Below are 26,682 nucleotides of genomic sequence, written 5' to 3' on the forward strand. Positions count from 1 at the left end.
GCTCTATTAAGAGCTGTTTTCAGTCGTGCCCGTATTGTGCAATCCAAAGCGCCTTTATCACTGGCTTTAATGATTGCTTCTGTAACACCATTTTCGGCAAGTACGGCTTCAATAACCGCTTTGATTTGTTTGCCATACTGTTTCAATACCGGACTGGTCAGTTCAATTGCAAGACCTGTTCCTGCCGTCGCCGGAGCTACCGTGATATAAATATCATTGGACTCCATCGTGCCGGCAACCGCCATTTGTACAATTTGACTCACTTCGATCCCTCCACATATTTCTTTTGCTTAACTTGGTAACTTATTTTTAGCCTGACAAAAACATTCCCTAAAAACTTCGAAAACTTTGTTGTTCTAGTCAGCTAAACAGCAAAATAAATTCACATCAGTATACAGTATACCAAATTCTCAATTAAATTTTTACTATTTTTCGTAGATTTTACATAATATTTATGATTTTTTTTGAAATAACTGATATAAAAACCAGGTTACAGCCAGTAAATCAGCGGCTCCGCCTGGGCTAATATTTTTATTCACAAACAGATCTTCCATTGCTTGGTATTGCACTTTTCCCGCTTCGGTTGCCAGACCGCCCGCTGTAAAAATCGGTTCAACCTGCTCTTTCACCCAACAGCGCATAACCTCCGGTGAATGACGGTTCATCACCGTCGTGTCATCGACACAAGTCATCAAGCAAAGCAACGTTTCGCCTAGGGCGTCATTGAGCGATAACCCCTTGTCCAAAGACTGCTCTAGTTGCGGCATCGCATGATACTTGATCGCCGGTAATCCGGCCTCCATTTCACCGCGAATTCCCGCCACCTGATACTCTTTATAGAGCCGTTCGCCAGCTGTAAGCTGTTCATCAGGCCGCGTAGTTCTTCCAGCCAGTTCCTTCGCCACGAGCCCTTGGGTCATAGCGGCAACAGCGTCATAAAGGAACTCCTTACAGTTTTTGCCTTGTCGCTGCAGATAACCGGCGGCGGCGGCAACAATCCCCAATGAAAAAATCAAACCTTTTTGCGTATTTACACCCTGAGTAGCTTGAAACATGGCTTGTTCCGCCTCAATACCAATGATACGCAATACCGGTAACAACTGCGAAAGTTCACCGGGGAATTGCCAGCCGGCTTCGGCAAAACGAGTCATATGCGGAGCTAAGGCCGCACTACTGGCCATAAAGGTATAAAAATCCATATCTTGGTGTGCACCGCTATGATAACGATTCACCAAACCTGGCGATGGAGTGCATGATACCTCATACAACATTGCTTCTACTGCTAAGGCGCCAATTTCAGCAGTTTGAGCACGATATTGCTTCGAACGCTCCGCTAGAAAAGCATAGAGAAGTTTTTCCACACCTTGTTGAATTTCAGCTTGACTATGCCTGGCCTCGCGCATACAGAAAAGAGCCGGTTCGTCGCAAACAAAGCAGCGTCTAAGACCACGTTGTTCCCGCGCTGACAGCAATTCTCCCTCGGCTGTAAAAACGTCAATATCGAGCAACCGTCCAAAAGAACTCGCCCCTTCAATGGCAGTGCAAATTTCTTTCACGCTAGCCCCTGGCGCATCAACAGCGAGTAAGGCTTCAGGTCCTGTTGCTAAATAGACCGTCTCAGCCGCAAGTACTGGCGCTTGTTCGGTGACCTTCGCTACAGCAAAGTCCAGAAGCTCTTTACTATACCAGCTATCTTTTATTGAACCAGGCATATTGATCGTAATGCTCACAAGTGTTTTCTGCCAGCGATCAATCCAGGAAAGCTGGCGATTATAACGATTTTCTTTGGCCAGAAGCATGGCCTCTAGATTAGTTGTTGTTCCTGTACTCAATGTCATCGAATCTGATAGCGATGAATCGGACGGCCTAATGGCAAATAGTCCAATATCATGCTAACCCTTCCTTCCTGCACAAAATATTCAAGATAGCGCCGTGCTGTAACACGGGAAATCCCTACTTTTTCAGCCACATCTTCGGCTGATTGGGGTTCATGCTGACTGATCAAAAATTCTTCAATGGATTTTAATGTCTGTTGCTGCAAATTTTTCGGCAGCAACACATCTTTCCCGATCACTTTCGGCACTAAAAATTTGTCCAGTTCTTTTTGACTAAAAGCCTGTTTGCCCTGTACAGATATCTGAAAATCGCGATAAGATTCCAAGGCCGTTCGAAAGCGTTCAAATTTGAAAGGTTTGATTAAATAATCGACAACACCAGAGCGAATAATTTTGCTAATGGTATCACCGTCACTAGCAGCGGTAATTAAGATTACATCAACAGGAACCTCCTGTTTGCGAATCAAGGTCAATACTTCTATGCCATCAATAAGAGGCATATATACATCAAGCAGAATCAAATCCGGTTTTTCTGCGACAATCATGTCTAAAGCTTGCTTCCCGTCGCTGGCAATCCCGACAATGGCAAACCCCTCTACCGCTTCGGTAAAACGTCGATTAATATCGGCAACAAGCGGATCATCTTCTACTATAAGAACTTTTAATGCATTCATCATTTCACCCTATCCCGCCGGAATATTCAAAGCAAATAATACCCCACCTTGCGGGAGATTGCAATAAGAAATTCGGCCGCCATGAATCAAGACCTTTTCCTGTACTAAGGCTAGACCTAAGCCGCGACCTTTCCCTTTTGTCGAAATACCTCGCGCAAAAATACTGTCGCCTAATTCTGCGGCTATGGCCGGACCACTATTTTCCACTTCAATAATAAGTCCTGCTGGTACTTCAAAAATCTTCACGCGTACCCTTTTTTCTATTGTTTCACTGACAGCTTCAAAGGCATTTTCAATGAGATTTCCTAGAATAATAACAAGATCGCCACTGGTCAAATTACCGGGCAGATTGCCTAATAACGTTGCGTCATCAATAACTAGCGAAATTCCTAGTTCTTCTGCTCTGCTGCACTTACCTAAAAGCAAACCAAAAGTTACAGAGTCTTTGATTTGACCGCGTAGTTTTTCAAAATCGCCCTCTTGATTGGACGTATTTTCTACGATAAAGTCAACGGCTTGATCGTAGAAACCAAGTTGAACTAAGCCAGCTACAGTATGCATTTTATTTTTAAACTCATGGTTTTGCGCTCTCAGTACGTCAACAAGACGATGAATCCCAGTCATCTCTTCGGCTAAGCGCGACATTTCGGTACGATCGCGAAAGGTAAATACAGCGCCGACAACTTGTCCTTCTACCCAAATCGGCACACTATTGCCGACAATGATGCTATCATTAACGCGATACTCTTCATTGTACATAGCCTGACCGGTTTGGATCACGTCTTGTAAATGATGGCGCGATAAGAGTCTATCGAAAGCCATTCCCTGGCTTTGTTCGCGTGAAACAGCAAAGGTCACAGCTGCTTCTTCATTCATAAGTGTAATTTCCAAATGACGATTTACCGATATAAGCCCTTCATGAACAGCCGACAATGTGGCTTCGCGTTCTTGCATAAGCCCGGCAATCTGATAAGGCTCTAAGCCATAAATCGTCTGTTTGATCTTTTTGGAAAGCCAGATGGATCCAATCACACTTAAAAGCAAAGCGGCAATAATGCCTGGCAACAGTTTATCAATATCTTGGGCGATTTCTTCATGAATATCCGATAAGGCAAACCCGATAGAAATAAAACCGATTTGCCGTCCCTGTTGATTAAAAATTGGCACATTGGCCCGCAGAGATGATTCGAGTGTGCCTTTTCCCAAATACACATAATCCTCGCCATGAAGAACCGGTTCACGATATAAATCAGTGAGCGGCGTTCCAACTAGCTCAGGAATCGGATGAGTAATACGAATCTGATCCATATTGCCAATTACAATAAAAGCTGCGCCAGTAGTCGTGCGCCACCGCTCGACAAAAGGCTGTAAATACGCCGATGGATTCTCTGATTCCATCCCTTGAATCACCCTGCTATCCTGCGCCAATAAATGGCCTAGGTCCAGGGCTTGTTCTACTCTTTCTTGCTGCACCTGCTGCTGAATACTGGAGACCGTAAAATATCCAGCCATTAATAGTACCAAGCAGACAAGCGAAATGGTGAGTAGCATAATATGGTATTGAATCGGCAAGCGATGTAAAAAACGCAAAATAACATTCCACTTCCTCGCTATCATTTCCCTACCTATTGTTCGCTACTCACCATGAAAAATCCTATTTTACCAGAAACCAAGAACCTTCCACCAAATACCGCCAACGCCAAGCCAAACAACAATATGGACAACAGACATTATAAAGCCCATTTTCCACCATTCTTTTTGATCAACATAGCCAGCACCAAAGTAAATCGGCGCCGGACCTGTACCAAAATGGGTCAGACAACCGCAGACATTGGCCATGAACGCAATTGCCAATACAGTAACCATAACGGGAGCGCCTGCCGCCACAGCTACAGCAACAAGAGCCGCATACATAGCTGTTACGTGCGCCGTCATACTTGCAAAGGCATAATGAGAATAGAGATAAGTCAAGGCAGCTACCACAAGGGCAACGATCCAGTTCGTTCCGGCTAAGCCGTGGGCTACACCTTTAGCAAACCAAGCAATAAATCCGCCTGAATTCAAGAAGCCAGCCAAACCAACAACAGCGCCAACCCAAACGAGCGAATCCCAAGCTTTACTTTCTTCAATAACCTGTTTCCATTTCAATACTTCGGTAGCAAGCAAAATACAAATTCCTAAGAGCGCAACTGTCGTGGCTTCCATGTGCGTAAAGCTGGAAGTTGCCCACAATACCAGCGCCATAATGAATACGCCAAGCATAATTTTTTCCTGAATCGTCATAGGACCCATGTTAATCAGTTCCTGACGAGCAAACTCTTTTGCTTCCGGCGTCTTTTTCAGTTCAGGCGGACACATTTTATAAATGACTAACGGTACTACAATAAGACCGACAACGCCAGGAACAACAGCAGCCAAGAACCAGGTTCCCCAGGTTACGTTGACGCCGACTGTCTTTTTGGCCAGTTCCATCGCCAAGGGATTTGCAGCCATTGCCGTAAGGAACATGGCTGATACAACAATATCAACATGGAACATAGCCAGCATCAAAAAGTTACCAAGCCGTTTTGACGTTGGTCCCGGCTGCGAGTTAAAGGATGCACAGAGACTTGATACAATTGGAAATAGCACGCCGCCGGCGCGGGCCGTATTGGATGGCGTAGCTGGTCCAATAATTACATCACTTAACGTCAACGAATAGGCTAATTTCAAGGTACTGTCACCAAAAGAACGAGTAATGACAAAAGCAATTCTTTGGCCAAGACCTGTTAAAATAAAGCCGCGAGCAAATAAGAAAGCTGATACAATGAGCCATACAGTACTATTAGAGAAAACGGATAATGCCTGATTTAAAGTTAATACTCCTGAAAGTACGGCAACCATCAAACTGATCAAAGCAATTGCGCCATTGGCAATTGGCTGCAGGATAAAACCAACTACAGTGGACATAAAGATAGCAAATAAATGCCAGGCTTGCGGCTTCAATCCTTCTGGCGTCGGGGTGAGCCAGATCAGAACAAGGGGAAGCAACGTAATAATTGAATTTCTAATTTTTTTGTTCATAAGAACCTCCTTTTACTTAACTAAGTATTCTGCCTATTTCGCCTATTAGAAAAATATCATTTTTTCTGAGATTCGAAAAGGTTTTGGTCATATTGTTCATAAAAAAACAGTCCCAATATACAGGACTGGTCCAAAGCTTAAATAAAACTTGTCTAGTCACATTTGCGTAGCAATTGCCTTTAGCGCAACAATAGAGAGCCTAGATCGCCTACAGATGTTGCCAGTGTTTTGGCTCCTGCCGCTTCTAACTCAGCTCTGTCGCCAAAACCATAGAGCACACCGATCGCAGCAATCCCCATTTTCTGCGCACCAGCAATGTCATAGCGACGGTCGCCCACCATCACGGCCTGTGCTTTCGCTTCAGGCGGTAACGTTTCCAAAACAGCGGCAATTACATCGGCCTTATGGATCCGACTGCCGTCAAGCTCACTGCCGACAACGGCAGTAAAATAGGAAGTTAAAGAAAAATAGTCAATAATCTGCTTGGCAAAGTACGTTGGCTTGGATGTAGCTACATATAGTTTTTTCCCCTTAGCTTGCAATGCTTCTAATAAGGCCGGAATGCCGGGATAAACAGCATTTTCATACATTCCTTGCTGAGAAAAATACTCGCGGTAGTAGGCGACAGCTTGCTCAGCTTTCGCCTCGCTAAACTGATAGTAAGTACAAAAAGACTCTACTAGCGGCGGCCCCACAAAGGGAATTAAATCATCTAGGTCGGCTACAGAAATTTGAAATTTTTCTAAAGCATAAGCCACCGACTTCGTTATGCCTTCTTTGGAGTCGGTCAATGTTCCATCTAAATCAAAGAAAATATAATCATACATAAAAAGCACCCTTTCTTTAATACCAGCGCACTGCTAATAGGCCCAAGTATTCTTTTAAAGCTAACGATAAGTTACTGAGTGCATCGGCGTCAGGCCACAGACTACGAAAGTCGAAATGGAGCTGGCGGTTTGTCAGGTAATCCGTCGGAAAAGGCGTTACCGTAATCCCCTGCTTCGTAAACTGGCTGACAGACCGTGGCATATGAAAGGCCGAAGTAACAAGAATCGGCGCTGAAAAACCTCTTGACGCTAATACGTCTTTCGTAAATAAAGCATTTTCTGTTGTATTGATACTGGCATTTTCTAAAATAATCTGATCCTGAGGCACACCGAGCCGTAGCAAAATATCACGAGCTATTTCCGCTTCGCGCCCAGTTGTAGCAAATACGCGCCCGCCTGACACAATAATCGGTACATGAAGCTGTTCATAAAGCTGAACTGCCGTGAGCAGACGATTGGCTGCATACCCGGATAAGTGACCTTGTGTGGTAAAATTAGGCGTATCAAAGGTAGCCCCGCCGCCCAGCATAATAATTACATCGCCGCGGGGATTATCAGGCGGTATATACTGCGATTCTAGCCCCCTGATAACAGAACCGGAAACTAACGGAGTCGTAGCAAAATAAAAACAGCAGGTTAAGATAGCAATATAATGACGATAAGGAGCTTGCCGCTGATAAAGCCGCAGTGTCAGAAACAGTAGCGCCAAAACAAAAATTCCCGGCGGTAGCAGTACTGTAGTATAGAAAAATTTGATAAAATAGAACATAGCTTCACCTGCTTTATGAACGTCTCTTGTCATCTATCATATCATTAATTGGCGCTATTTACTAAACTTTGTGCAATAAGAAGGGATTCTATGCTTACGTCTTATCAAACAATTTTAACAGTCTGCGAAGCGCAGTATGAAATTCAAAAATCATTGTTCATTGCCCATGCCGCCCCGGCTCCTAGCGAGGCGGCAGCTCAAGAATACATTCACAGTCTGAAAAAACGCTATTATGACGCTACTCATAACTGCTCGGCCTATTCCATCGGACTTGATGACGAACAGCAAAAAGCAGATGATGACGGTGAACCGTCAGGCACAGCGGGACGACCGATTCTCGAGGTAATTAAGAAAAATAACATGAAAAATATTGTTGTTGTCGTAACCCGCTATTTCGGCGGCATTAAACTTGGCGCCGGTGGCTTGGTCCGGGCTTACAGCAAAAGTGCCGCTCTTGCCCTGCAGTCAGCCCCAATCACGACCTATATTTTAAGTGAAACCTATAAAATTTACGTAGATTACCTGTATCAAGGCCCGTTGGAAAATCAGTTGTTTCATGCCGCGTTTCCCATTACCGATAAAACCTTTCAAGAACAAGCCTGCTTTTTCGTAAATATTTTGCCGGAACAAAAAGATCGACTGCTGCAGCTTGTCAATGAAAGCACACGCGGTACAGCCGTTTTGGAAGCTTGCGGCAGCGGTTATGTGGAAAAAAGCTGTTAAACTAGTTGTTAAACCGGCTGAAAAGCTAATAAAAATTAAAAGCTGTTTTGCTAAGAAATTTCTTAACAAAACAGCTTTTTCTGTATACACCGATCTTTTACAGTTAGTCATGATTTTTCAAAAAACCAGCTCGGCGTAATATGCCAGCAAGAGATCGGCCACATAGAGGAATTCGTTGAATTTCCGTTTCTTCCACACAGCGAAACCAAATAATAAACAGACCATAGACGAGGGCTCCCACTGCCGAAGACAGCAGCGTAGCGATAACATTATTACCTAACTCATGCCACAAAAAGCCGTAAGATAAGTAAATCATGCCTCCCATAAAGAGAGCGGATAGCGTGATCCGTTTCGTATCTTTTAAATTCAAACTACAGCCTGTATAGTGCTGCACATAGGCTAAATTTAGGGAAGCAGCAATCCCCACATCAGCCACTGTAGCCCAAGATGCGCCTAAAATTCCTAAAGAAGGAATAGCCGTCAGCACCCAGTTTAATAAAACTTTAATGGCTGCGGCAATAATCATGTTGATTACGGGAATATAAGTGTGACCAAGTCCTTGCAATACCCCAGTGGTCACTTGATGAATTCCTAACAGGAACACAGAAACAGCCAAAACTTCTAAGGGACCGCCCACTTTTTCCGTACCATAAAGCATCGTCGATAAGGGATAAGCCAACAGGGCTAATCCAATAAAGCCAGGAATCGTAATTAAGTTGGAGAGTCGCATGGCTGAGCGAATTCGTTGTTGAATCTTGGCTGTATCTTTTAGGGTATACGCTTCAGAAATAGCTGGTACAAGGCTAATGGCTAGCGAAGCCGTCAAGATCGTCAATAAATTAATCAGGGGAACCGCCATACCTGTTAAGTACCCGAACAATTCGGTTGCCTGCTCTACCGTATAGCCAGCAACCTCTAGCCGCATTGGCACAATCATCAAATCAAGATTGGAAACAATCGGCAGCATGATACTGGCAAAAGACACAGGCAATGCCAAAGTGATAAGCCGTTTCATAATTTGCATACTTGACTGAACCGGTACATCGGCTTGCCGTTCCTGGCCTTGTTGCTGTGACGTTTTTCGGTTCATGCGCCAAGAATAGACTAATAAAACAATCAAAGCGGAAAAAGCAGCAGGCGCCGCCCCAAAACTAGCGCCAGCCGCGCCAAATTCAATGCCCCGTGGCAACAGCAAAGAGGCGAAAATGATCATGGTCGCTACCCGGACAAGTTGCTCGATGATCTGGGAAACGGCCGGTGGCGTCATTTGCTGCAACCCTTGAAAATGACCGCGGTAACTAGCCAAAATCGTAACAAAAAAAACGGCCGGCGCCAAGGCCAAAATTGCATAGTAAGCTCTCGCATCACGGACTATATGAAAATCAATAAGCCAACGAGCGCCAAAATATAACAGGAGACTAAAACAGACGCCTGTCACCACCATGAGTTTTAAGGATGTGTGAAAGACTTTTTTAGCACCTCGATAATCATACAAGGCGAGCCTTTCGGCTGTCATAATGGAAATCGCTGTTGGTACGCCAGCTGACGAAACACTGAGCGCCAATAAATACAGAGGAAATGCCATCATATAAAGTCCAATGCCTTCGCCGCCAATAACCCGTGATAAAATAAACCAGTTAATAGATCCAATAATCTTAACGACGATCCCGGCAATGGTTAAAATTAAGGCCCCTTGCAAAAAAGTATCTTTTTTAGCGGCCGGTTTTTCATGCTGATTTGTTGTCATTATCTTCCCTATCCCATGGTACATTTTCTTAATAAGACTCGATTGTATTCGCCCTTTGCCGTAGGCAATCCTGCTTCTTAGCAAATCATGCCGACAAAAAAGCAGTAATCTCTGCCTCTTGAATTATAATATTTCCCTTTGGTAAAGTTCCTAATCGAAAATATGGCAAAAGTTTCACAGCACTGATCGGCTCTGCCCGTTCGCGCCAGCCTGCCAAATAGGCTAAATAGCCAATAATTGCTTCGCTTGTGACGCCGCGCTGCTTCAGTTCAGCCAACGATAAATCGTTGTGCCGTTTTGATAAACGCGCGCCGTCATCGCCGCAAAGCAGCGGTACATGAATAAATTCTGGCGTCTTAAACCCGAACAAACGATACAAATAAATTTGCCTTGCTGTAGAATCAAGTAAATCAGCGCCTCTAACGACATGACTGATCCCCATAAGTGCATCGTCAATAACGACGGCAAACTGATAGGCAAACACACCATCAGAGCGGCGCAAAATAAAATCTCCCACAGAAAACGCCACAACTTCGGTTATAGGTCCATAAAGACCATCATTAAAATGAATGGTCTCATCAGACACTTGCAGCCGCAGCGCCGGTCTCCGACCACTAGCTAACCGCGCCTGCCGATCTTGCTCACTCAATTGGCGGCAGGTTCCGCGGTAAACACTATAGGCTTCGCCAACATGGGGCGCCCCTGCCAAAGAATGGAGTTCCTGGCGCGAACAAAAGCAGGGGTAAAGCAGCCCTCGCGCCTGTAATTTTTGCAAATAAAACTGATAGATTGCCTGACGTTCACTTTGTCTGTAAGTATGATGAGGTTTTTCTTTTCCCGGGCCTTCGTCGTAATCAAGACCAAGCCAAGACAAATCAGCGATCAGCTGTTTCGTATACTCTTCCTTGGAACGGTCAGGATCTAAATCCTCGATCCGCAAAATCATCCGGCCTGACTGGCTGCGAATATATAGCCAGGAAAGCAGCGCTGTCCACACATTGCCGAGATGCATCGAGCCTGTCGGGCTGGGAGCAAAACGACCGCAAGGTGTTATTTTCCGTTCCATGGTGTGATTGCCGCTGCCTCAATTAAGGCTTTGACATAGTCGGCCGCTAAAAATAACTCTGTGGTTTCAATAAATTCTTCGGTCGTATGAACCTTAGACATGCCCACACCGAGAACAACACAAGGTACGCCATAAACATTAAAATAATTGGCATCACTACCGCCGCCTGTCGCGCCTAGTTTCGGCTCTAAGGCAAGCGCTTTTGCCGCGGTCACGGCAATTTCCACTACGGGAGCATCGTCAGCCAACACGAAAGCGTCATAAGCGCGTTCCACTTTGACCTCAGCCCGACCGCCGCCGGCTTGTGCTACAGTTATAAAAGTTTCTTTCATATGAGCTACTTGTTTAGCTAATTTTTCGCTGTTGCGGCTGCGGGCCTCACATTTGATTTCCACTTGATCAGGAACAATATTTGTTGCTACGCCGCCGCTGATTTTACCAATATTGGCGGTTGTCTCCGCGTCAATCCGGCCTTGTTCGATGGCGGCAAGAGCTTTTCCTGCTAAAACAATGGCATTAAGACCGGATTCTGGCGCCAAACCAGCATGGGCCGTCTTACCATAGATAGTAACATCAATCTGATCCTGCCCTGGAGCTGCCGTAATAATTTCGCCTACGGGGCCGCCGCCGTCCAAAGCGTAACCAAAATCAGCTTTTGCTAACAACGTTTTATCGATATAGCGTGATCCCTTCAGACCGCCTTCTTCGGCGACAGTGAAAACAATCAAAATATCGCCATGATCAAGTTTCGCTTCTTGTAACGAACGTAGCCCCTCTAAGATCGCCGCTACGCCAGCTTTATCATCAGAACCTAAAATGGTATTGCCAGCCGAACGGATCACCCCGTCAGCTATAACAGGTTCAATGCCGCTACAAGGCTCTACACAGTCAAGGTGAGCAGTAAGCATCACTGTTGGCACGCCTTGTTTCGTACCGGGAAGCAAAGCAATCACATTGCCTGTATTGCCGCCAAACTGTTCGCCTGCTTGATCTTCCGTCACCGTACAGCCTAAAGCTTTTAACTTTTCTGTTACAAACTCAGCCGCCTGCCGTTCCTTCCCCGTCGAACAAGGGAGTTTGACTAAATCAAAAAACTCCTGCAACATTCTGTCTTTATTCATAAAATCGTCTCCTTTGTCCTAGCCAAACCCCAATTAACTATTTAGATTTTTCGCCAAAGCATCTAATTCCTTCGACATGGCGCTCGCTTGTTCAATCGCCGTGGCTGTATTTGTAATCGCTTCAGCGACCTGGCTAATCACTTGTTCAATATTGTGAATCTGACCTTGCATCTGCGCGCTATCATTTTGAATGGCTGCAATAATTTCATTAATTTTTTTCGTGGAATCGGCGCTTCCCTGCGCCAGTTTGCGAATTTCTTCCGCCACAACGCCAAAACCGCGGCCTTGTTCGCCGACTCGCGCGGCTTCTATGGCAGCGTTCAATCCCAGCAAATTTGTCTGGCCCGCTAAATTACGAATTACGCTGATAACATGGTCCGTTTCCTTAACCCTCGCGGCAGAAGACTCCGAAGCACTGACTAAATTATGACTTACAGCCGCAATTTCTTCCGATTGCGCTGAAATTTCCTGCGTCGTACTTGCTAATTTTAACATGCTAGCATTTAAAGAGTCAGCTATTTTCTGCAAACTTTCCTGCTTATCAACGCAATGTTGCGTACTTACTGCGCCGATGAGTTGCTGCGCTTCATTATAAAGAGGAATCGCCACAGCAATATAAGGTACGCCGAAAAGTTCTGGTCCAAAGCGTCTAACGATCTGTTTTCTTTCTTTCATAGCCACATCAACGCAGCTTCCCGGACGCACTGCATCACCTGGTTTTACACCATGATTCAAAGCCTTGCCCGCTTTATAAAAAACATATTTTTCTTTGTCTGTAAGACTTACACTCACGTCATCTAAGGATAAATCGCTAAAGAGGTTAAGCACATATCGAAAATGTTCAAAAATATCTTCGTTGCTTGCCATAAAATACCGTCCTCCTTTTCTCTTGACTTAAAAGTTTTCGACTTCACGTAAAGATTTCCCTGCTCTAAAGCCCAGAAAGCCGAAAGAGTTTCCGACAAAATCGGCCTTATTACATTGTATTCTTCTTTTATCTTTGCTATAGTGTTAACCAATACGACTTTTCTTCTGAAATAAATTGCAAGGATAGTGAATCACAGTGAAAATCAGGTTACAAACGATTGCTTTTTGTCTGGCTAGCTTGGCCTTCCTAAGTGCTTGGCTGCCGTCGGCTGAAGCTGCGGAATCAACTACTTCAACAAGTTCGACAACAGCACCAACTTATATCGTCAATGGCGAAAAGGCTGACGCCGATCCCCAGCTTCCCTACGAAGATCTAAAAAAGATTGAATCCTACAGTCCTTGGTACAATCGCTATACCGATTATACTGGCGGCTACATGATCTGTTTTCCCCGCGACATGCAAATTGATGCCAGTCTATCTGCGGTGCGAACTACCTTTTCCAATGCGACGACGCAAATTGAAGTTTACGCCGATAAATTAGACGGAGATCCGCAATCTGGCGCCGCCTACTTGACCGACAGCAATAAATTTGCGGAAAATCAAAATGATCATGGTATTTTAGCTGACAGCCGCTTTGCTTTAAACGGTTTTCAAGTCCGCTTATTAAAATGGACGCGCCACCGCTTAAAAACCGTCACGGAAGATAAAAATAACTATGTAAGCATCGAGCTCGTCAAAAACAACCGCGACGCCTTTACCGTACTTATAAAATCAAGCGAGCCTATTGTAAATGAAATGCAGATTTTAAATAGCTTTCAAACCGTTGCTAAAAAGGGAATCGCCGGAGTATATCAACACTATAAACCGACGCCAAAAACACCAATTAATGAAGAAACAAAGCAATTTGCCAAAAAGTATCTGGCCGATAGCAGCCCGCAGCGTTGGGGCATGTATGAGGCCAATGCGCCCGAAGAATTTGGCTATTTAACAGGCTTAGAGGAAGAACTGCGTTACTCCTTTCCTGTATTAATCCGCTATCAAACTTTTGATGAAACCTTTCCCGTGAAATCCCTGCAAAACGCCTATGATCACAAAAAGATCATTGAGCTATCGTTGCAGACCTTTCATTATAACGATGACAACTCAAGCGTGCTCTATGAAATTTTAGACGGCCGCTATGATGATTATTTTAATACTTACGCCCAATCTGTAAAAAAATTCGGCCATCCGATCCTGTTACGCCTCGACAATGAAATGAATGGCCGTTGGTGCCCTTACTCAAGCTTTTTCTTCAGTAAGGATCCTGAGTTATTTAAACTCGTCTGGCGTCATATTCACGATATTTTTACCAAAAATGGCGTAAATAATGTCTTGTGGGTCTGGAATCCTAATGACGAATCCTTCCCCAAAGCAAACTGGAACAACTATTTAAATTATTATCCCGGCGACGCTTATGTCGACGTGGTAGGTTTAACAGGCTACAATACAGGAACGTCCCTGCCTGGCGAAAAATGGCGCGAGTTTAATACAATTTATCGTCCCTTGTATGGCGAATACAGTCGACTCTTTGATCAGCCTTTGATCATCGGCGAATTTGCTTCAGCCTCGGCTGGCGGCAACAAAGTTGCTTGGATTCAAAAAATGTTTGATCAAATCGGTCAGTATGATCGAATCAAATTAGCTATTTGGTGGAATTACAATGACTATAACAGTTCTGGCGCTATTTTGCGCAATTATCGTATGGATGATTCCTTAGCTTTGAAAGAAACCTTCCGCCAAGGTCTGGAACTCTTTAAAAGCAATCAAAATTAAATAAGCTGTCTTGCTATCCCTTCTTGATATTAGAAGGGAAGCAAGGCAGCTTTTTCGTTAATTCACTACTTTTGTGATAAAATCTCATAAAGTTTGCCACTGATGGCTTGGGCAATCAATCGTTTCCCTTCACTATCGGGATGAAGTCCATCAGCTGACAAGCGATCAGGCAGGATATCATTACGGTCGCGTAACAACGCTGCCGCATCGACAGCATCATTTTGACTTAGAACCCAGCGATTTACCGTGCGACGCACCGACTGCCAATCAGGCGGCAGTGGTCGGCCAATCTGCACAGCTACCTTCGCTGGATTGACTGGGCAAATTGTCACAAATACAGGCCGCATATGATGTTCAAGGGCCTTTTTCCTTAATTGTTTCAAATTAGCAATAATATCGGCGGCGCTAGCGCCATCACGAATATCGTTAATTCCAGCAAAAATAACGAGTACCTTGGGAGAAAAAGGCAGTACATCCTGGTCAAATCGCTCTAACAACGCCTCAGTCGTATCGCCGCTTTTACCAAGGTTTTTTATCGGATAAGAGACCGACTGCGTCCAGTCGTAAATGGCGATACCTGGCGGCGATGAGAGAGCGCCGCCGCCATGAGTAATGCTATCACCTAAAGCAGCCACAGTATATCCCGTCTGTCTCACCGTAAACGTACTAGGCTTAGACCAATCACTAATAGGCCGGCCTGTTTTATCAAGAGCCTGTACCTGCCAATAATAGGTACCTGCGCAATTATAACTATGCCAATCATAACAATCAAAAGAATTACCGCCATCAATTTGATAAGACACGACTAGTGGATTATTGCCACTATCGGGCTGTCCAGCATAAACAGAAACACGATAACTGTCAGCCCCTAAAACAGGCACCCAATAATAGGCAGGATATAACAGCGTCGATTGCGGATCGGAAAAATCTGTTAAAGGCAACGGCGCTGTCGGATTTTTTTCTCCCCTTGCCAAAGATTTTATTTCACTATACTCGCCTACTGGCTCCTTAGCGCCATTCAACGGCCGTACGCGCCAAGAGAGTTTGGGGGATTTAGGTAAAGCCGTGAGATCTATTTCCTTGCCGGGCACACTTGTCGTAATAGTAGTAACGACCGAAGCCCCGTCACGAATTTCCACTTCATACATAGCGGCATCAGCCATACTATCCCATAAAACACGAACACTTTCCGCTGCCGCCATGCTTGGTGTAATCAAACCAAAACAAAAAAACAAACCGATTGCCATACTCCAAATAGTTTTTACCAATTTTCTTGTCATTCTTTCTCCTTCTTCCGAAAAATTTGCCAAGCTAGATTCCCTTTGCTATAGTAAAATAGTTATCAACTTGTTCGTTCATTATAAATTTATGAAATTGATTCAAGAACAAAGGACTGATGTGTATGAAAAAATTGCTTCTGTTAAGTTTGCTGCTGTTCCATTTTACCTCTTTTTCTATGGCCTTGGCTAGTCCAAAGACAGCGCCTGCGTCAAATGCAGCTCCGCCCGCGCCAATAAAGTATACAGTCTATCAGGATCAGGCCAACGGTTATAGTCTCTCCTATCCTGACACCATGACTGTTGATGATCATGAATCGGCGCTAAGAACGATCATTAGTGACCAAACGACCAAAATTGAAATCTACCGTGATGATTTCACGGGCACAGTGACAAATTCTGATGTATATATTACCTATGGTAATAGCTTTACGAAAAACACCAAGGATCACGTCATTCAGGAAGAAACGAATCAAACGATCCATCGACTTCCCGTCCATGGCTTAAAATGGATGCGAGCTAAACTCATTCATGCTGACGATGACAAGAATTATTACGCGTCCTATGAGATTGTTAAAAATAAGAATGAGGTTTACACGCTCTTTTTCAAATCGAGCGAACCGATTACGATTGATAAAGAAGTTGTCCAAAGTTTTAAAGTGACCGCACGCTCTGGTGCAGCCAATCTCATTCGTCCGGCTGTTGCGATTACGCCCAATTGGAATGACGAAACGAAAGCTCTCTATCAACATTATTTTGCCGCTACAGCACCGCTGCGTTGGGGTATCTTTGAAAAAACCTCGCCAAAAAACTTTACCTACTTAAAATCCCTGGAACAAAAATTAGATTATCAGTTTCCCGTTGTTACCCGCTATCAATCACTCACCGGCCAGTACTTTCCGATGGAAGATTTAAAAAACGCTTACGCGAATGGACGTCTCGTCGAACTGACGATGCAAACCTTTCTCTGGGGCGCCAAAGATGAGGTAAACCGTAGTATTATGTATGATGTCCTCGACGGACGCTATGATGCCTATCTCAATTCCTATGCGAAAAAGCTCAAAGAATTCGGGCACCCCGTTCTGTTTCGTCTCAATAATGAAATGAACGGCGACTGGTGCTGGTATTCTGCCTTTAACACTAGCAAAGACACTGATATTTATACAGGCGTGTGGCGTTATATTTATCAAATTTTCCAAGCCAACGGCGTCAATAATGTGTTGTGGGTCTGGAATCCTCATAGCCCATCAAAACCAACTTTCGCCTGGAACCATTATATGATGTATTATCCCGGCGATGAATATGTCGATATTATCGGTTTAACTGGTTACAATAACGGCACGTATTACCCTGGCGAAACCTGGCGGTCTTTTGATCAGATTTATGGCAATCTCTATAAAGAATATGCCGACCTCTTTGTACAACCCTTTATGATTGCTGAGTTTGGTTCTAATTCAGTCGGCGGCGATAAAGCGGCCTGGGTAAGAGATATGTTTGCTTCTCTGCCTCGCTATGACCGCATTAAACTGGCCGTATGGTGGAGTTCCACTGATTATGATGCCAAAGGTCAGCCTGCCCGTATTTACAATCTTGATGAAAATTCAGCCGTCATTGAAGCCTTTCGTGAGGGGTTAACGAAAGGGGCCTCTTTACAGGACAGCTCTAACCCGGTAAAATAAACCTGTGTAACATTGTATGCACCACTGTAGGATTGTAGTATTTGGTAGGATGAAGCAAGTAAAACTAAACTGTTTCTTTGTAGAAAGGTAGGATGGTATTTATGTCAATTCCCTTGATTATTGTCTCACTTTATGTCGTGCTGCTCTTTGCGATCAGCCTCTATGCTCGTCACGTGGCTTCCAAAAATAGCGCTGGTTTTTTACTAGCAGGACGCCAGCTCAACACAGCCATGGTGGCTGTCAATATTTCCGGTGTGGCCGTCGGCGCCGCCTCCACGATCGGCGTAGCCGAAAATGCCTTTCAGGTTGGTATTTCCGCCGGATGGTATACAGCCGCTTGGGCGGCAGGCGCTATTGCCATGGGCGTAATCGGCGCAAAACGCTATCGTGCCGTGGAGTGCACTACGTTACCGCAATTCTTTGAACATTACTATGATACGAAAGGTCGGACTGCCTGCGTATTTGGTCTAATTATTATTCAGCTTGTTATTACCTCGCTGCAATATCTAGCCGGCGGTGCAATCTTATCATCACTGCTGCCGGAAGTATTTACAATGGAGACAGGTATGTATACAAGCGCTGTCGTCTTTATCGGCGTTACGCTCATCGGCGGTCTTTGGTCTTCCGGCCTTGCGAATATTATAAGCATTACACTCATCTATTTCGGTATTTTCATCAGCACTTTTGAAGCAGTCACCAACCAAGGCGGTCTAGCCACGCTCGCTGCTAAACTGCCGCCTACGACAGATTGGTTTGGTCCTGTCGGCGGTTTAGGCCTTGCAACAATTACTGGCTGGTTTGTTGTTATGATTACTCAAACACTGTCAGCACAAGGTCCGGTCCAGGTTGCCTGTGCGGCTAAAAATACCACAACAGCTCGCCGCGGTTTTCTCTGGGGGGCGCTCCTGATTCTACCAATTGGTTTTCTCTGCGCAATCTTAGGACTTGCCGCTAAAGTAAATTATCCCGGCATTCAGTCTACTATGGCTCTGCCGCAAATCATTATGAGTTTGAACCCTGTTTTGTCAGGCATTACCTTATCAGCCCTCTGGGCTGTTGACGTCTCAACGGCCTGCCATTTGCTCCTTGGTGCTGGCGCGCTCTTTTGCCAAGATATTTACAAGCGCTTTATACACCCCACAGTGAACGAAAAAACCTATCTCTTGGTAAATCGCCTCTCCGTGCTGGTGTTAGGTCTTATGACTCTCTACTTTGCTTTCCATGCCGTCGGCATTTTAAAAACATTATTAATCGGCCTAAGTCTGACAACAGCTTTTACACTTGTCTTTTTGGCCACGCTCTTTTTCCCAGGGCTTTGCCGCCGCAGCTCGGCTTTTTATACGACTATTGCCGGAATCTTAGCGCTAGCCGCGTGGCAGTTCATTCCAGCCGTCCGTATTTTCTCTCACCCAATTTATCTAGAATGGGTTGTCTGCCTTGCCGCCTTTACTCTCACAGCCATTGTCGATAAACGTTCGATTCTCAGTGATTCCCCGCAAAAAAACGTTTTGATTGGAGATATGATTAAATCATGACAGAATCAAGCACTCATGTTGCTAGAGCAGCGTTGCGTCTGGCGCTTAGTCAGAGCCGCGAAGAAGAACAGCAGCTTCGCACGATGTACGGCAAAGAACAGATCCTTGTCACTGCAGTCGATTTTGGCGGCGATTTTGTTCCCCTCATGAAAAAAATTATTGAGCGAGCTGCCGTAGCCGCTCAGCGTCAAGGGCTTGTACCGGCTAACCACGTCGGAGAAGGCGCTGTCGCTGGTGCTACTAAAGCCGCGTTGGAACAAGTTTCAGCAAAAGCTTTAGGCATGAGTGTCGGCGGTAAAATTGGTCTGGCCCGCTACGGCGAGCATTTGTGTGTGGCCCTCTTTCTCGCTGTCGGTGTGTTAAATTTGAATGAGGTCGCTGTAGGGTTGGCACATCGTTCCTTAGCGGACATTTCATAGCACACTTACGCGTAAGTAATATTGCCAAATTTTCGCCAAAACCGCAGATATTTTATATCTGCGGTTTTATTCTTAACTAGAAAACGCCAAATTTTTTTCCTATTTCGCTATTTTTTACTAGTCAAAGACTCTTATTGTGACATACAATTGATAGAGATACTCTTATTTTTATACTAGACTTTTATTTTGAGGAAGTGAGTCTTTGCGACGAATTGATATCCAAGAGGCAAAACCAGGGATGGTTTTAGCCCGTGATATTATGACTTATACAGGGATGATTCTATTATCACGCAACGTGGTGCTAACTCAAAGCTATATTGCCAAGCTTGAGGCCATGCAGGTAAGCACTTTATGTGTCATTGACCCCCTTTATGAGGGGATTGAAGAAACAGAATATATAAGCATTGAAATGCAACAACAGGCGCTGTCTATCCTTCATCAAACCATGTCTGACTTAAAAAACAAGGGGACTTTTTCGGTAAAACTGTTATCCAATATGGCCTCCGACTTAGTCGAAGAACTCCTTAGTCAGGCGGATATTTCTATTTGTTTAACAGGAATTTTCTCCCATGATGATACGACCTTTTCCCATTCTCTCAATTGTGCAATTTACGCAATCTTGCTAGGAAGATTCAGCGATTTGACAGTACCGCAACTCAAAGAACTTGCCTGCGGCGCCTTACTTCACGATGTAGGCAAAAACGAAATCAGTCTTGATTTATTGAATAAACCAGAGAAGCTAACTGAAGAAGAATTTGAGCTATTAAAAAATCATGCTGAGTGGGGATTTAATTCCTTAAGAAAAATGCGGTGGGAGCTCTCTAGTTTATCGGCCCATATGGCCTGGCAACACCACGAACGAATTGATGGGACAGGCTATCCTCGCGGCCTCAAAGGCGAAGAAATTTTGCAATATGCTCGTATTTTAGCTATTGCTGATGTTTATGACGCTATTACGGCGAATCGCCCTTATCGCCGGGCAATGCCGCCCAAACAAGCTTATGATATTATTTATAAAGGTCTCGGAGTGCATTTTGACCAAGCTTTAGGACAACGTTTTCTATCTCGCGTGGCTCTCTATGCGCCGGGAACCATGGTTGTATTAAATACAGGCCAGTCCGCCCTCGTTGTATCGGTTCCCTTTGACGCTCCGTCTAAGCCGGTGATTCGCATTATAACCGATCAAGAAGGCAAGGTTTGTTCGCCCCATGAGATCTCATTAAAAGATACTCCCCTGCTAAAAATCATGTATTGCAAGACCTAAACAGGATTTTGAAGAAATTTGCAGGAAAAAAATGCGTAAAAGCTTTGATTGTTGTATAATTTAAGTATTGTTTACAGTTTGAAAGGAGTTTATTACATGGCTACTATTAATGAAAATTATTTGAAGTTACCAGGCAGCTATTTGTTTGCTGAAATTGCCCGTAGAGTGGCGCACTTTAAAGATGAACATCCTGATGCGGACATTATTCGTTTAGGGATTGGCGATGTAACACGCCCCTTGCCGCCCGCAGTGATCGACAGCTTACATGCAGCAGTTGATGAAATGGCTGATGAAAAAACCTTCCGCGGTTACGGTCCAGAGCAAGGCTATGCCTTTTTAATTCAAAAAATTATTGATACTGATTATGTTCCACGCGGCATTGATTTAGCGGTTGATGAAATCTTTGTCAGTGATGGTTCGAAAAGTGATGTAGGTAATATTCAGGAAATCTTCGGCTTGGAAAATACCGTTGCCATTACGGATCCTGTATATCCGGTTTATCTTGACACCAATGTCATGGCTGGTCGTACTGGCGAACTCGTAAATGGAAAATTTGGCAAAGTTCTCTACCTTACTTGCAATCAGGCCAATAACTTTGTGCCAGAACTTCCCCAGGAAAAAGCAGATTTAATTTATTTGTGCATGCCTAATAATCCCACAGGAACTACACTGACAAGAGAGCAGCTAAAAGTTTGGGTCGATTACGCCAAAGCGAATGGCTCGATCCTCCTCTATGACTCCGCTTATGAAGCCTATATCCAGGAAGATAATATTCCTCACAGCATTTATGAAATTGAAGGCGCGAAAGACGTAGCTATTGAATTTAGATCCTTCTCCAAAACAGCAGGATTTACTGGTACTCGTTGCGCTTATACAGTAGTACCGAAAACAGTTATGGCTGCTGCTGCTGACGGAACAAGGCATCCCTTAAACAGCCTCTGGAATCGTCGTCAAACCACGAAATTTAATGGTGTGCCTTATATTATTCAAAAAGGCGCTGAAGCTGTTTACTCCGAAGCAGGCCAAAAACAGGTAAAAGCCCTTGTCGCTTATTACATGGCCAATGCCAAAATCATTCGTGACGGTCTCGCCAGCCTTGGCCTCACTGTATTCGGCGGCGTGAACGCCCCTTATATCTGGCTGAAAGTTCCCGAAGGCCTCGACTCCTGGCAATTCTTTGATAAACTTTTATCGGAAGCTAACATTGTCGGTACGCCTGGCAGCGGCTTTGGACCAGCCGGCGAAGGCTATTTCCGGTTAACCGCTTTCGGCAATCAGGAAAGTACCAAAGAAGCAGTAGAACGCATCAAAACAAGATTAAAGCTGTAAAAAGCATCTTTTATCGGGAATAAGTATAAGTATACGAAAGGCCCTATCACAGTTACGTGATAGGGCCTTTCGTTCAAAAATTACAAGTCGCATTGCTGCAAAAAATGATTTGTACACTGATCGGGCTAGCAGCTATTTTATACCTACTTTTGAGCACGTTTTGCCATATAAGCATGCATGGCTTCACGAATCGCTTTCAGTTCGGGCGTGCCAGGTAAATAGGCAAGAATATGATCGACATAGTTTTTCTCCCTAACTTTCTGCACCGTCCAGTCAAAATTTAAATCATACACCCAAGAAAGACGAACAAGTTTTCGATCATCAGGCGTTTTCATATTTTCAAAAAAAGTTTGTTTGCCAACAGCTAAATCCTGCAGAATCTGAGGGCTGCAGCCTTGTTCCGTCGGTGGCGCCAGAAACGGTTCCAGAACGCGAAAAATATCAAGCTTATCACCATCGCGAATGATTTTCGCAAAAAGTAAGTGACGTTCCGTCGGCGCTGCTTCAATTTTGACAGCATTATGGGCTCCGATGGCAAACCGCACAATATCAGCATCGGCTTCACTAATCAGCGCCAACCAGCCCAGCCGTTCCAGTTCGACTAGACCTAATTCAGCGTGATTGACGGAAAGTTTATCATTAAAAGTCTTATAACGACTATATTGGGAAAAGCGCCCCACATCATGCCACAAACCAATGAGCTCGCTTAAAGCTTGATCCGCCGCGCCAAGCTGCAAGACTTGAGCTAACGACCGGCAGTGAGCCGCTACTTTATCAGTATGAAATTCTTTCATATCCATATGCTGCTGAATATCAACATCATCAGAACGAAACTCAGCCACATAGTCATAAAAAGACTTTGTTCTTTCTGCTAAAAAAGCTTGATCCATACAAACTCCTCCCTACGGTAAAAAACTTTACGAAGCCCTCAATCTTTGCTAAGATTACATTAGGAAACAAAAGGAGTGAGGCCAGTTGAAAACAATAGCACTAATTGCCCATGACAAGAAGAAACAAGAAATGCTCGCCTTTGTAAAAGAACATAAAAACATTCTTTCGCATTATCATCTGATTGCCACGGCTACCACCGGTCGCCTAATCTCCGAAGAAACATCGCTCCCTGTTCTCACCTTTTTATCAGGCCCTTTAGGCGGCGATCAGCAAATTGGCGCTCGTATTGCTGACGGCGAAGTAGCTCTCGTTATTTTCCTACGCGATCCGCTTACCGCGCAGCCCCATGAACCTGACATTACAGCGCTGCTTCGCGTTTGCGATGTTCATAATATTCCCCTTGCAACAAACCAGACTAGTGCTCATCTATTACTGACAGCTTTTGATGAAGCCCATTAATTTATGACTTTTGACAAAATAAGCGAATCTATCACGTTTGATAGATTCGCTTATTTTTATTTAACGGCCAATACTGGTACAGGCAAATACGTTACAAGTTTATGAGCCACACTGCCCACAAGCAGTCCTTCAAAACCGCCAAGACCACGGGTGCCGCAAATGACCATATCGGCCTTTACGTCTGTTACATAATGCTGTATCTCGTCAACAACATTGCCAAACAGAGTCGCAGTATGAACAACTACATTCTGCGCTTCGCAAAAAGATTTTGCCGCCTCCAGCTGTTCCTCAATCTCTTTTTCAGCCATTTCTTTTAACTCTTCCGAAAAGCAAACGCCGGCATAATCGACACCGACAAGTAAAGATGATGGTACTAGCACCATGACAACATCAATCACCGCTTTAGAAGCGCCAGCAAATTTCACAGCCCAATCCAGAGCCCGTTTACTATGCTCTGATCCATCATAGGCCACTACAATTTTTTTGAGTTCAATCATGGGATTTCCCTCCTTTAAACGATCTTTTCGCCGTGATAGCGTTCGCCATCGGCATCAGGCAACAGTCCATACCGCTCGGTCCATAAGGTTTTATATTTGAGCGCTTGAGCATGAATACTCGGCCAATCGGCTTCTGTCGATTTTATAACCTTACCAGGCAGACCCATTACTAGAGAATGCGGCGGAATAACCTGCTTTTCCTTAACAAGAGCGCCAGCAGCAATAATACTTCCCGTTCCAATGACCGCGCCACTTAAAACAATAGCCCCCATGCCAATAAGACAATGATCTTCAATGGTGCAACCATGCAAAATAGCATTATGACCAACAGTCACAAAGTCGCCGATGATAGTGGGAAAATTATCAGTTACATGGACAACACTATTATCCTGCACGTTGCTATAGCGGCCAATTTCAATACGATTGACATCACCGCGTACAACGGTATTGAACCATACACTGCTAAATTCTTTCATGGTTACAGCTCCGATAATCTGGGCTCCATCAGCAATGAATGATTTCTTATCTAGAGCCGGACTGTGTCCTTCAAAATCTTTTACCATAGGCTCGCCCTTCTTTCCTTACGCTATTTTTCTTTCATTAGTTTATAATGGTTCTTATCTTTTGTATTCTGGAAAAATTCACAACTTCCTGCTGCTTCTAAAAATGAGCCCCCCCGCCACAGGTAGAAAATTGTCCTTGATTCGTTACTTCGTCAATTGCGGCAGCCACCTGCGACAACATATGGCGAATCTCTGTTACCGTACTGACAAGCGGCGGCATAAAGACGATCACATCGCCAACAGGACGGATAAAAATTCCATGTTCTCTTGCTTTCATGCATACTTTGGCCCCCATCGTCTGATCCCAGGCATAAGGGGTCTTTGTTGCTGAATCTGCCATAAGCTCAATGCCCGCAATCATACCGCATTGTCTAGCATCACCGACATGCTCTAGAGCCGCAATCTTAGTTAATTCTTCAGCAATAGCCGCCAGCTTCGGCGGCAAATTTTCAATAACTTGATCCTTTTTAAAAATTCTAAGACTCGCTAACGCAGCCGCGCAAGCTAGTTGATTCGCAGTATAGGAATGACCATGATAAAAGGTTTTCTTTGCCGCCATATCACCCAAAAAAGCATCAAAAACAGCCTGAGTCGTAATAGTTGCCGCTAGCGGCATATAGCCGCCCGTAATCCCTTTTGATAAAGCCATGAAATCAGGTGTTACCCCTTCCTGCTCACAAGCAAAAAGCGTACCAGTCCGTCCAAAACCTGTCGCTACTTCATCTGCAATTAACAAGACCTCGTAACGCTGCGTCAATTCCCGTACTTTCGCCAAATAGCCAGGTCGAGCCATAAGCATGCCAGCTGCCGCCTGAACGAGCGGTTCCATTACCAGAGCGGCGATTTCCCCATGATGCTCTGCCAACAGTTCTTCTAAGGCTTTTACACATTCCCACTGACAAGATTCCGGCGATTTAGCCAACTTACAGTGATAGCATGACGGCGAAGGAATCGAAAAGGGTTTAAATAAAAGCGGCTGAAACACCCGGTGAAATAAATCAATCCCCCCTACGCTCACTGTTCCCACTGTGTCACCATGGTACGCTTGTTCCAAAGAAATAAAGCGCTTCTTGTTAGGTCGTCCTTGATGCTGCCAATATTGAAAAGCCATCTTAATAGCCACTTCAATGGCTGTTGATCCGTCATCAGAATAAAAGATCTTACAAAGCCCCTTAGGCGCCACAGCAATGAGTTCAGCGGCAAACTGGGATGCCGGAATATTAGCCAGCCCTAGCGCTGTGCTATGGGCCACTTTGCCAAGCTGGGCTTGAATGGCTTCATCAATTTCCGCACGACCATGACCATGAATATTAACCCATAAAGAGGACACGGCATCATAGTAGCTTCGCCCCTCTGTATCTGTCAACATAATGCCTTTCGCGGCGGCAATAACAGTCTGCGGCTCTTCTAGCCAGCCTTTCATTTGTGTAAAAGGATGCCATAAATACTCTTTATCTTGCTGTTCAATCTGATTCATTCCAATCCCCGCTTTCGTTAACCTTATTTAAATTTTAAGTTTACCAAATAAACAAAAGAAATGTTAACTGGCTGAAAAGCCAATGTTAACATTTCCACTATACACTCATTTATAATACTTGTAAACCCTAACTCACAACAGGTAGCGGCAGTACATAAAAGAAAACAGCAATAAAATGCGCTGCGCTGCCAGCCAGAACAAATAAATGCCATACGGCATGATTATAAGGCATGCGGCGCCATAAGTAAAAAATCGCTCCCACAGAGTAGAGAATTCCGCCTATCATCAGCCACAACAAGCCTTCATGGGGCAAGGTTTCCATAAGCGGCTTGATTACGACGACGGCAAACCATCCCATAAGCAGATAGCAACAAGTAGAAAAGATCTTAAAACGTTTGACGAAAAAGATTTGAAAAACAATTCCGACAAGCGCCACAGACCAAATCACTGCAAAAACAGTCCAACCCAAAGTCCCATGCAACGGCACTAGTACAAAGGGCGTATAGGTTCCTGCAATCAATAAATAAATCGCCGAATGATCAATAATTTGGAAAATCGCCTTAATTCGTTCATTGGAAAAACTATGATACAACGTGGAAGCTAAGTATAGCAGCACCATAGAAATTCCATAGATGAAAGAACTGACAATATGCCAAGTACTGCCGCTCGTATAAGCGGCAAAAACGAGAACAGCTAAAGCAACAAGAGCAAAAGCCGTTCCGACACCGTGAGTAATCGCGTTTAATTTTTCCTCCATGCAAACCTCCTTATCACCCAATAAAAATTC

At 44.5% G+C, this 26,682-nt stretch carries 25 protein-coding genes; 8 read left to right on the plus strand and 17 right to left on the minus strand.

The genetic code is table 11. The annotated features are described in order from the left end of the window. The 7 genes from citD to AC0NJP_RS16205 all read right to left on the minus strand — a co-directional run. Positions 1-263, minus strand: a 263-nt coding sequence (gene citD / locus AC0NJP_RS16175) for a citrate lyase acyl carrier protein (protein WP_474700440.1), incomplete at its 3' end; no start/stop codon positions are given. A gap of 189 nt (positions 264-452) precedes the next feature. Beyond that, the gene (gene citG / locus AC0NJP_RS16180) at positions 453-1,838 is read right to left on the minus strand and encodes a triphosphoribosyl-dephospho-CoA synthase CitG (RefSeq protein WP_474700441.1); all 1,386 of its coding nucleotides are present in this window, start codon (positions 1,836-1,838) and stop codon (positions 453-455) included. Beyond that, positions 1,835-2,512, minus strand: a complete 678-nt coding sequence (locus AC0NJP_RS16185; protein ID WP_474700442.1) for a response regulator — start codon at positions 2,510-2,512, stop codon at positions 1,835-1,837. Before AC0NJP_RS16185 ends, citG begins: the two co-directional genes overlap by 4 nt. A 6-nt stretch (positions 2,513-2,518) precedes the next feature. Continuing rightward, on the minus strand, positions 2,519-4,099 hold the full coding sequence (locus tag AC0NJP_RS16190) for an ATP-binding protein (protein ID WP_474700443.1): 1,581 nt from the start codon (positions 4,097-4,099) through the stop codon (positions 2,519-2,521). A 69-nt stretch (positions 4,100-4,168) separates the two neighbouring features. Beyond that, a complete protein-coding gene (locus AC0NJP_RS16195; RefSeq protein WP_474039983.1) occupies positions 4,169-5,572 on the minus strand; it encodes a DASS family sodium-coupled anion symporter in 1,404 nt (467 codons plus the stop codon). 179 nt (positions 5,573-5,751) lie between these two features. Then, positions 5,752-6,399, minus strand: coding sequence for an HAD family hydrolase (locus AC0NJP_RS16200; protein ID WP_474039984.1), 648 nt, complete (start codon positions 6,397-6,399; stop codon positions 5,752-5,754). Between the two features lie 16 nt (positions 6,400-6,415). Next, positions 6,416-7,168, minus strand: a complete 753-nt coding sequence (locus AC0NJP_RS16205) for a YdcF family protein (RefSeq protein WP_474700444.1) — start codon at positions 7,166-7,168, stop codon at positions 6,416-6,418. Positions 7,169-7,258: 90 nt separating this feature from the next. Here AC0NJP_RS16205 and AC0NJP_RS16210 point away from each other — a divergent pair, with 90 nt between their 5' ends. Then, positions 7,259-7,891, plus strand: a complete 633-nt coding sequence (locus AC0NJP_RS16210) for a YigZ family protein (RefSeq protein ID WP_474039986.1) — start codon at positions 7,259-7,261, stop codon at positions 7,889-7,891. Between the two features lie 103 nt (positions 7,892-7,994). Here AC0NJP_RS16210 and AC0NJP_RS16215 read toward each other — a convergent pair whose 3' ends face one another. From AC0NJP_RS16215 to AC0NJP_RS16230, 4 genes are all read right to left on the minus strand, one after another. Then, positions 7,995-9,638: a putative polysaccharide biosynthesis protein gene (locus AC0NJP_RS16215; protein ID WP_474039987.1), complete on the minus strand. Its 1,644-nt coding sequence runs from the start codon at positions 9,636-9,638 to the stop codon at positions 7,995-7,997. Positions 9,639-9,723: 85 nt separating this feature from the next. Continuing rightward, on the minus strand, positions 9,724-10,704 hold the full coding sequence (gene gluQRS, locus AC0NJP_RS16220; protein ID WP_474700445.1) for a tRNA glutamyl-Q(34) synthetase GluQRS: 981 nt from the start codon (positions 10,702-10,704) through the stop codon (positions 9,724-9,726). After that, on the minus strand, positions 10,689-11,825 hold the full coding sequence (locus tag AC0NJP_RS16225) for a M20/M25/M40 family metallo-hydrolase (protein ID WP_474700446.1): 1,137 nt from the start codon (positions 11,823-11,825) through the stop codon (positions 10,689-10,691). Before AC0NJP_RS16225 ends, gluQRS begins: the two co-directional genes overlap by 16 nt. 33 nt (positions 11,826-11,858) lie before the next feature. Continuing rightward, complete coding sequence (locus AC0NJP_RS16230; protein ID WP_474700447.1) at positions 11,859-12,692, minus strand: methyl-accepting chemotaxis protein; 834 nt, start codon at positions 12,690-12,692, stop codon at positions 11,859-11,861. Between the two features lie 196 nt (positions 12,693-12,888). Here AC0NJP_RS16230 and AC0NJP_RS16235 point away from each other — a divergent pair, with 196 nt between their 5' ends. Then, on the plus strand, positions 12,889-14,505 hold the full coding sequence (locus AC0NJP_RS16235) for a glycoside hydrolase family 26 protein (protein ID WP_474700448.1): 1,617 nt from the start codon (positions 12,889-12,891) through the stop codon (positions 14,503-14,505). 65 nt (positions 14,506-14,570) lie between these two features. Here AC0NJP_RS16235 and AC0NJP_RS16240 read toward each other — a convergent pair whose 3' ends face one another. After that, on the minus strand, positions 14,571-15,785 hold the full coding sequence (locus AC0NJP_RS16240) for an SGNH/GDSL hydrolase family protein (RefSeq protein ID WP_474700449.1): 1,215 nt from the start codon (positions 15,783-15,785) through the stop codon (positions 14,571-14,573). 122 nt (positions 15,786-15,907) lie between these two features. On the opposite strand from AC0NJP_RS16240, the gene AC0NJP_RS16245 reads away from it, so the two are divergent. From AC0NJP_RS16245 to AC0NJP_RS16265, 5 genes are all read left to right on the plus strand, one after another. Beyond that, positions 15,908-17,461 carry a glycoside hydrolase family 26 protein gene (locus tag AC0NJP_RS16245; RefSeq protein ID WP_474700450.1) on the plus strand — a complete coding sequence of 518 codons (1,554 nt, stop codon included), beginning with the start codon at positions 15,908-15,910 and terminating at the stop codon, positions 17,459-17,461. 101 nt (positions 17,462-17,562) lie between these two features. After that, positions 17,563-18,996: a sodium:solute symporter family protein gene (locus tag AC0NJP_RS16250; RefSeq protein WP_474700451.1), complete on the plus strand. Its 1,434-nt coding sequence runs from the start codon at positions 17,563-17,565 to the stop codon at positions 18,994-18,996. Next, a complete protein-coding gene (locus tag AC0NJP_RS16255) occupies positions 18,993-19,415 on the plus strand; it encodes a HutP family protein (RefSeq protein ID WP_474700452.1) in 423 nt (140 codons plus the stop codon). The genes AC0NJP_RS16250 and AC0NJP_RS16255 overlap by 4 nt, the downstream gene beginning before the upstream one ends. A gap of 202 nt (positions 19,416-19,617) precedes the next feature. Continuing rightward, entirely contained in the window at positions 19,618-20,679 is a 1,062-nt protein-coding gene (locus AC0NJP_RS16260; RefSeq protein ID WP_474700453.1) for an HD-GYP domain-containing protein, read from the plus strand. Positions 20,680-20,775: 96 nt separating this feature from the next. After that, a complete protein-coding gene (locus AC0NJP_RS16265) occupies positions 20,776-22,008 on the plus strand; it encodes an LL-diaminopimelate aminotransferase (RefSeq protein ID WP_474700454.1) in 1,233 nt (410 codons plus the stop codon). A gap of 143 nt (positions 22,009-22,151) precedes the next feature. On the opposite strand, the gene AC0NJP_RS16270 is transcribed toward AC0NJP_RS16265, so the two are convergent. Further along, positions 22,152-22,898 carry an HD domain-containing protein gene (locus AC0NJP_RS16270; RefSeq protein WP_474700455.1) on the minus strand — a complete coding sequence of 249 codons (747 nt, stop codon included), beginning with the start codon at positions 22,896-22,898 and terminating at the stop codon, positions 22,152-22,154. Between the two features lie 85 nt (positions 22,899-22,983). Here AC0NJP_RS16270 and mgsA point away from each other — a divergent pair, with 85 nt between their 5' ends. After that, entirely contained in the window at positions 22,984-23,358 is a 375-nt protein-coding gene (gene mgsA, locus AC0NJP_RS16275; RefSeq protein WP_474039999.1) for a methylglyoxal synthase, read from the plus strand. Positions 23,359-23,414: 56 nt separating this feature from the next. Here mgsA and AC0NJP_RS16280 read toward each other — a convergent pair whose 3' ends face one another. The 4 genes from AC0NJP_RS16280 to trhA form a co-directional block, all read right to left on the minus strand. After that, positions 23,415-23,855: a universal stress protein gene (locus tag AC0NJP_RS16280; RefSeq protein ID WP_474040000.1), complete on the minus strand. Its 441-nt coding sequence runs from the start codon at positions 23,853-23,855 to the stop codon at positions 23,415-23,417. A 14-nt stretch (positions 23,856-23,869) separates the two neighbouring features. Then, the gene (locus AC0NJP_RS16285) at positions 23,870-24,418 is read right to left on the minus strand and encodes a gamma carbonic anhydrase family protein (protein WP_474700456.1); all 549 of its coding nucleotides are present in this window, start codon (positions 24,416-24,418) and stop codon (positions 23,870-23,872) included. Positions 24,419-24,515: 97 nt separating this feature from the next. Continuing rightward, positions 24,516-25,895, minus strand: coding sequence for an adenosylmethionine--8-amino-7-oxononanoate transaminase (gene bioA / locus AC0NJP_RS16290; protein WP_474700457.1), 1,380 nt, complete (start codon positions 25,893-25,895; stop codon positions 24,516-24,518). A 127-nt stretch (positions 25,896-26,022) separates the two neighbouring features. Further along, positions 26,023-26,652 carry a PAQR family membrane homeostasis protein TrhA gene (gene trhA / locus AC0NJP_RS16295; protein ID WP_474700458.1) on the minus strand — a complete coding sequence of 210 codons (630 nt, stop codon included), beginning with the start codon at positions 26,650-26,652 and terminating at the stop codon, positions 26,023-26,025. Positions 26,653-26,682 lie beyond the last annotated feature (30 nt).

The sequence above is a fragment of the Pelorhabdus sp. sgz311002 genome, from assembly GCF_056134285.1.

What these genes read in the sequence shown, in the direction of transcription:
- citG (WP_474700441.1), bottom strand. Translation starts at nt 1,838, where the DNA reads ATGACATTGAGTACAGGAACAACAACTAATCTAGAGGCCATGCTTCTG.
- AC0NJP_RS16185 (WP_474700442.1), bottom strand. Translation starts at nt 2,512, where the DNA reads ATGATGAATGCATTAAAAGTTCTTATAGTAGAAGATGATCCGCTTGTT.
- AC0NJP_RS16195 (WP_474039983.1), bottom strand. Translation starts at nt 5,572, where the DNA reads ATGAACAAAAAAATTAGAAATTCAATTATTACGTTGCTTCCCCTTGTT.
- AC0NJP_RS16200 (WP_474039984.1), bottom strand. Translation starts at nt 6,399, where the DNA reads ATGTATGATTATATTTTCTTTGATTTAGATGGAACATTGACCGACTCC.
- AC0NJP_RS16205 (WP_474700444.1), bottom strand. Translation starts at nt 7,168, where the DNA reads ATGTTCTATTTTATCAAATTTTTCTATACTACAGTACTGCTACCGCCG.
- AC0NJP_RS16210 (WP_474039986.1), top strand. Translation starts at nt 7,259, where the DNA reads ATGCTTACGTCTTATCAAACAATTTTAACAGTCTGCGAAGCGCAGTAT.
- AC0NJP_RS16215 (WP_474039987.1), bottom strand. Translation starts at nt 9,638, where the DNA reads ATGACAACAAATCAGCATGAAAAACCGGCCGCTAAAAAAGATACTTTT.
- gluQRS (WP_474700445.1), bottom strand. Translation starts at nt 10,704, where the DNA reads ATGGAACGGAAAATAACACCTTGCGGTCGTTTTGCTCCCAGCCCGACA.
- AC0NJP_RS16225 (WP_474700446.1), bottom strand. Translation starts at nt 11,825, where the DNA reads ATGAATAAAGACAGAATGTTGCAGGAGTTTTTTGATTTAGTCAAACTC.
- AC0NJP_RS16230 (WP_474700447.1), bottom strand. Translation starts at nt 12,692, where the DNA reads ATGGCAAGCAACGAAGATATTTTTGAACATTTTCGATATGTGCTTAAC.
- AC0NJP_RS16240 (WP_474700449.1), bottom strand. Translation starts at nt 15,785, where the DNA reads ATGACAAGAAAATTGGTAAAAACTATTTGGAGTATGGCAATCGGTTTG.
- AC0NJP_RS16245 (WP_474700450.1), top strand. Translation starts at nt 15,908, where the DNA reads ATGAAAAAATTGCTTCTGTTAAGTTTGCTGCTGTTCCATTTTACCTCT.
- AC0NJP_RS16250 (WP_474700451.1), top strand. Translation starts at nt 17,563, where the DNA reads ATGTCAATTCCCTTGATTATTGTCTCACTTTATGTCGTGCTGCTCTTT.
- AC0NJP_RS16255 (WP_474700452.1), top strand. Translation starts at nt 18,993, where the DNA reads ATGACAGAATCAAGCACTCATGTTGCTAGAGCAGCGTTGCGTCTGGCG.
- AC0NJP_RS16265 (WP_474700454.1), top strand. Translation starts at nt 20,776, where the DNA reads ATGGCTACTATTAATGAAAATTATTTGAAGTTACCAGGCAGCTATTTG.
- AC0NJP_RS16270 (WP_474700455.1), bottom strand. Translation starts at nt 22,898, where the DNA reads ATGGATCAAGCTTTTTTAGCAGAAAGAACAAAGTCTTTTTATGACTAT.
- AC0NJP_RS16280 (WP_474040000.1), bottom strand. Translation starts at nt 23,855, where the DNA reads ATGATTGAACTCAAAAAAATTGTAGTGGCCTATGATGGATCAGAGCAT.
- AC0NJP_RS16285 (WP_474700456.1), bottom strand. Translation starts at nt 24,418, where the DNA reads ATGGTAAAAGATTTTGAAGGACACAGTCCGGCTCTAGATAAGAAATCA.
- bioA (WP_474700457.1), bottom strand. Translation starts at nt 25,895, where the DNA reads ATGAATCAGATTGAACAGCAAGATAAAGAGTATTTATGGCATCCTTTT.
- trhA (WP_474700458.1), bottom strand. Translation starts at nt 26,652, where the DNA reads ATGGAGGAAAAATTAAACGCGATTACTCACGGTGTCGGAACGGCTTTT.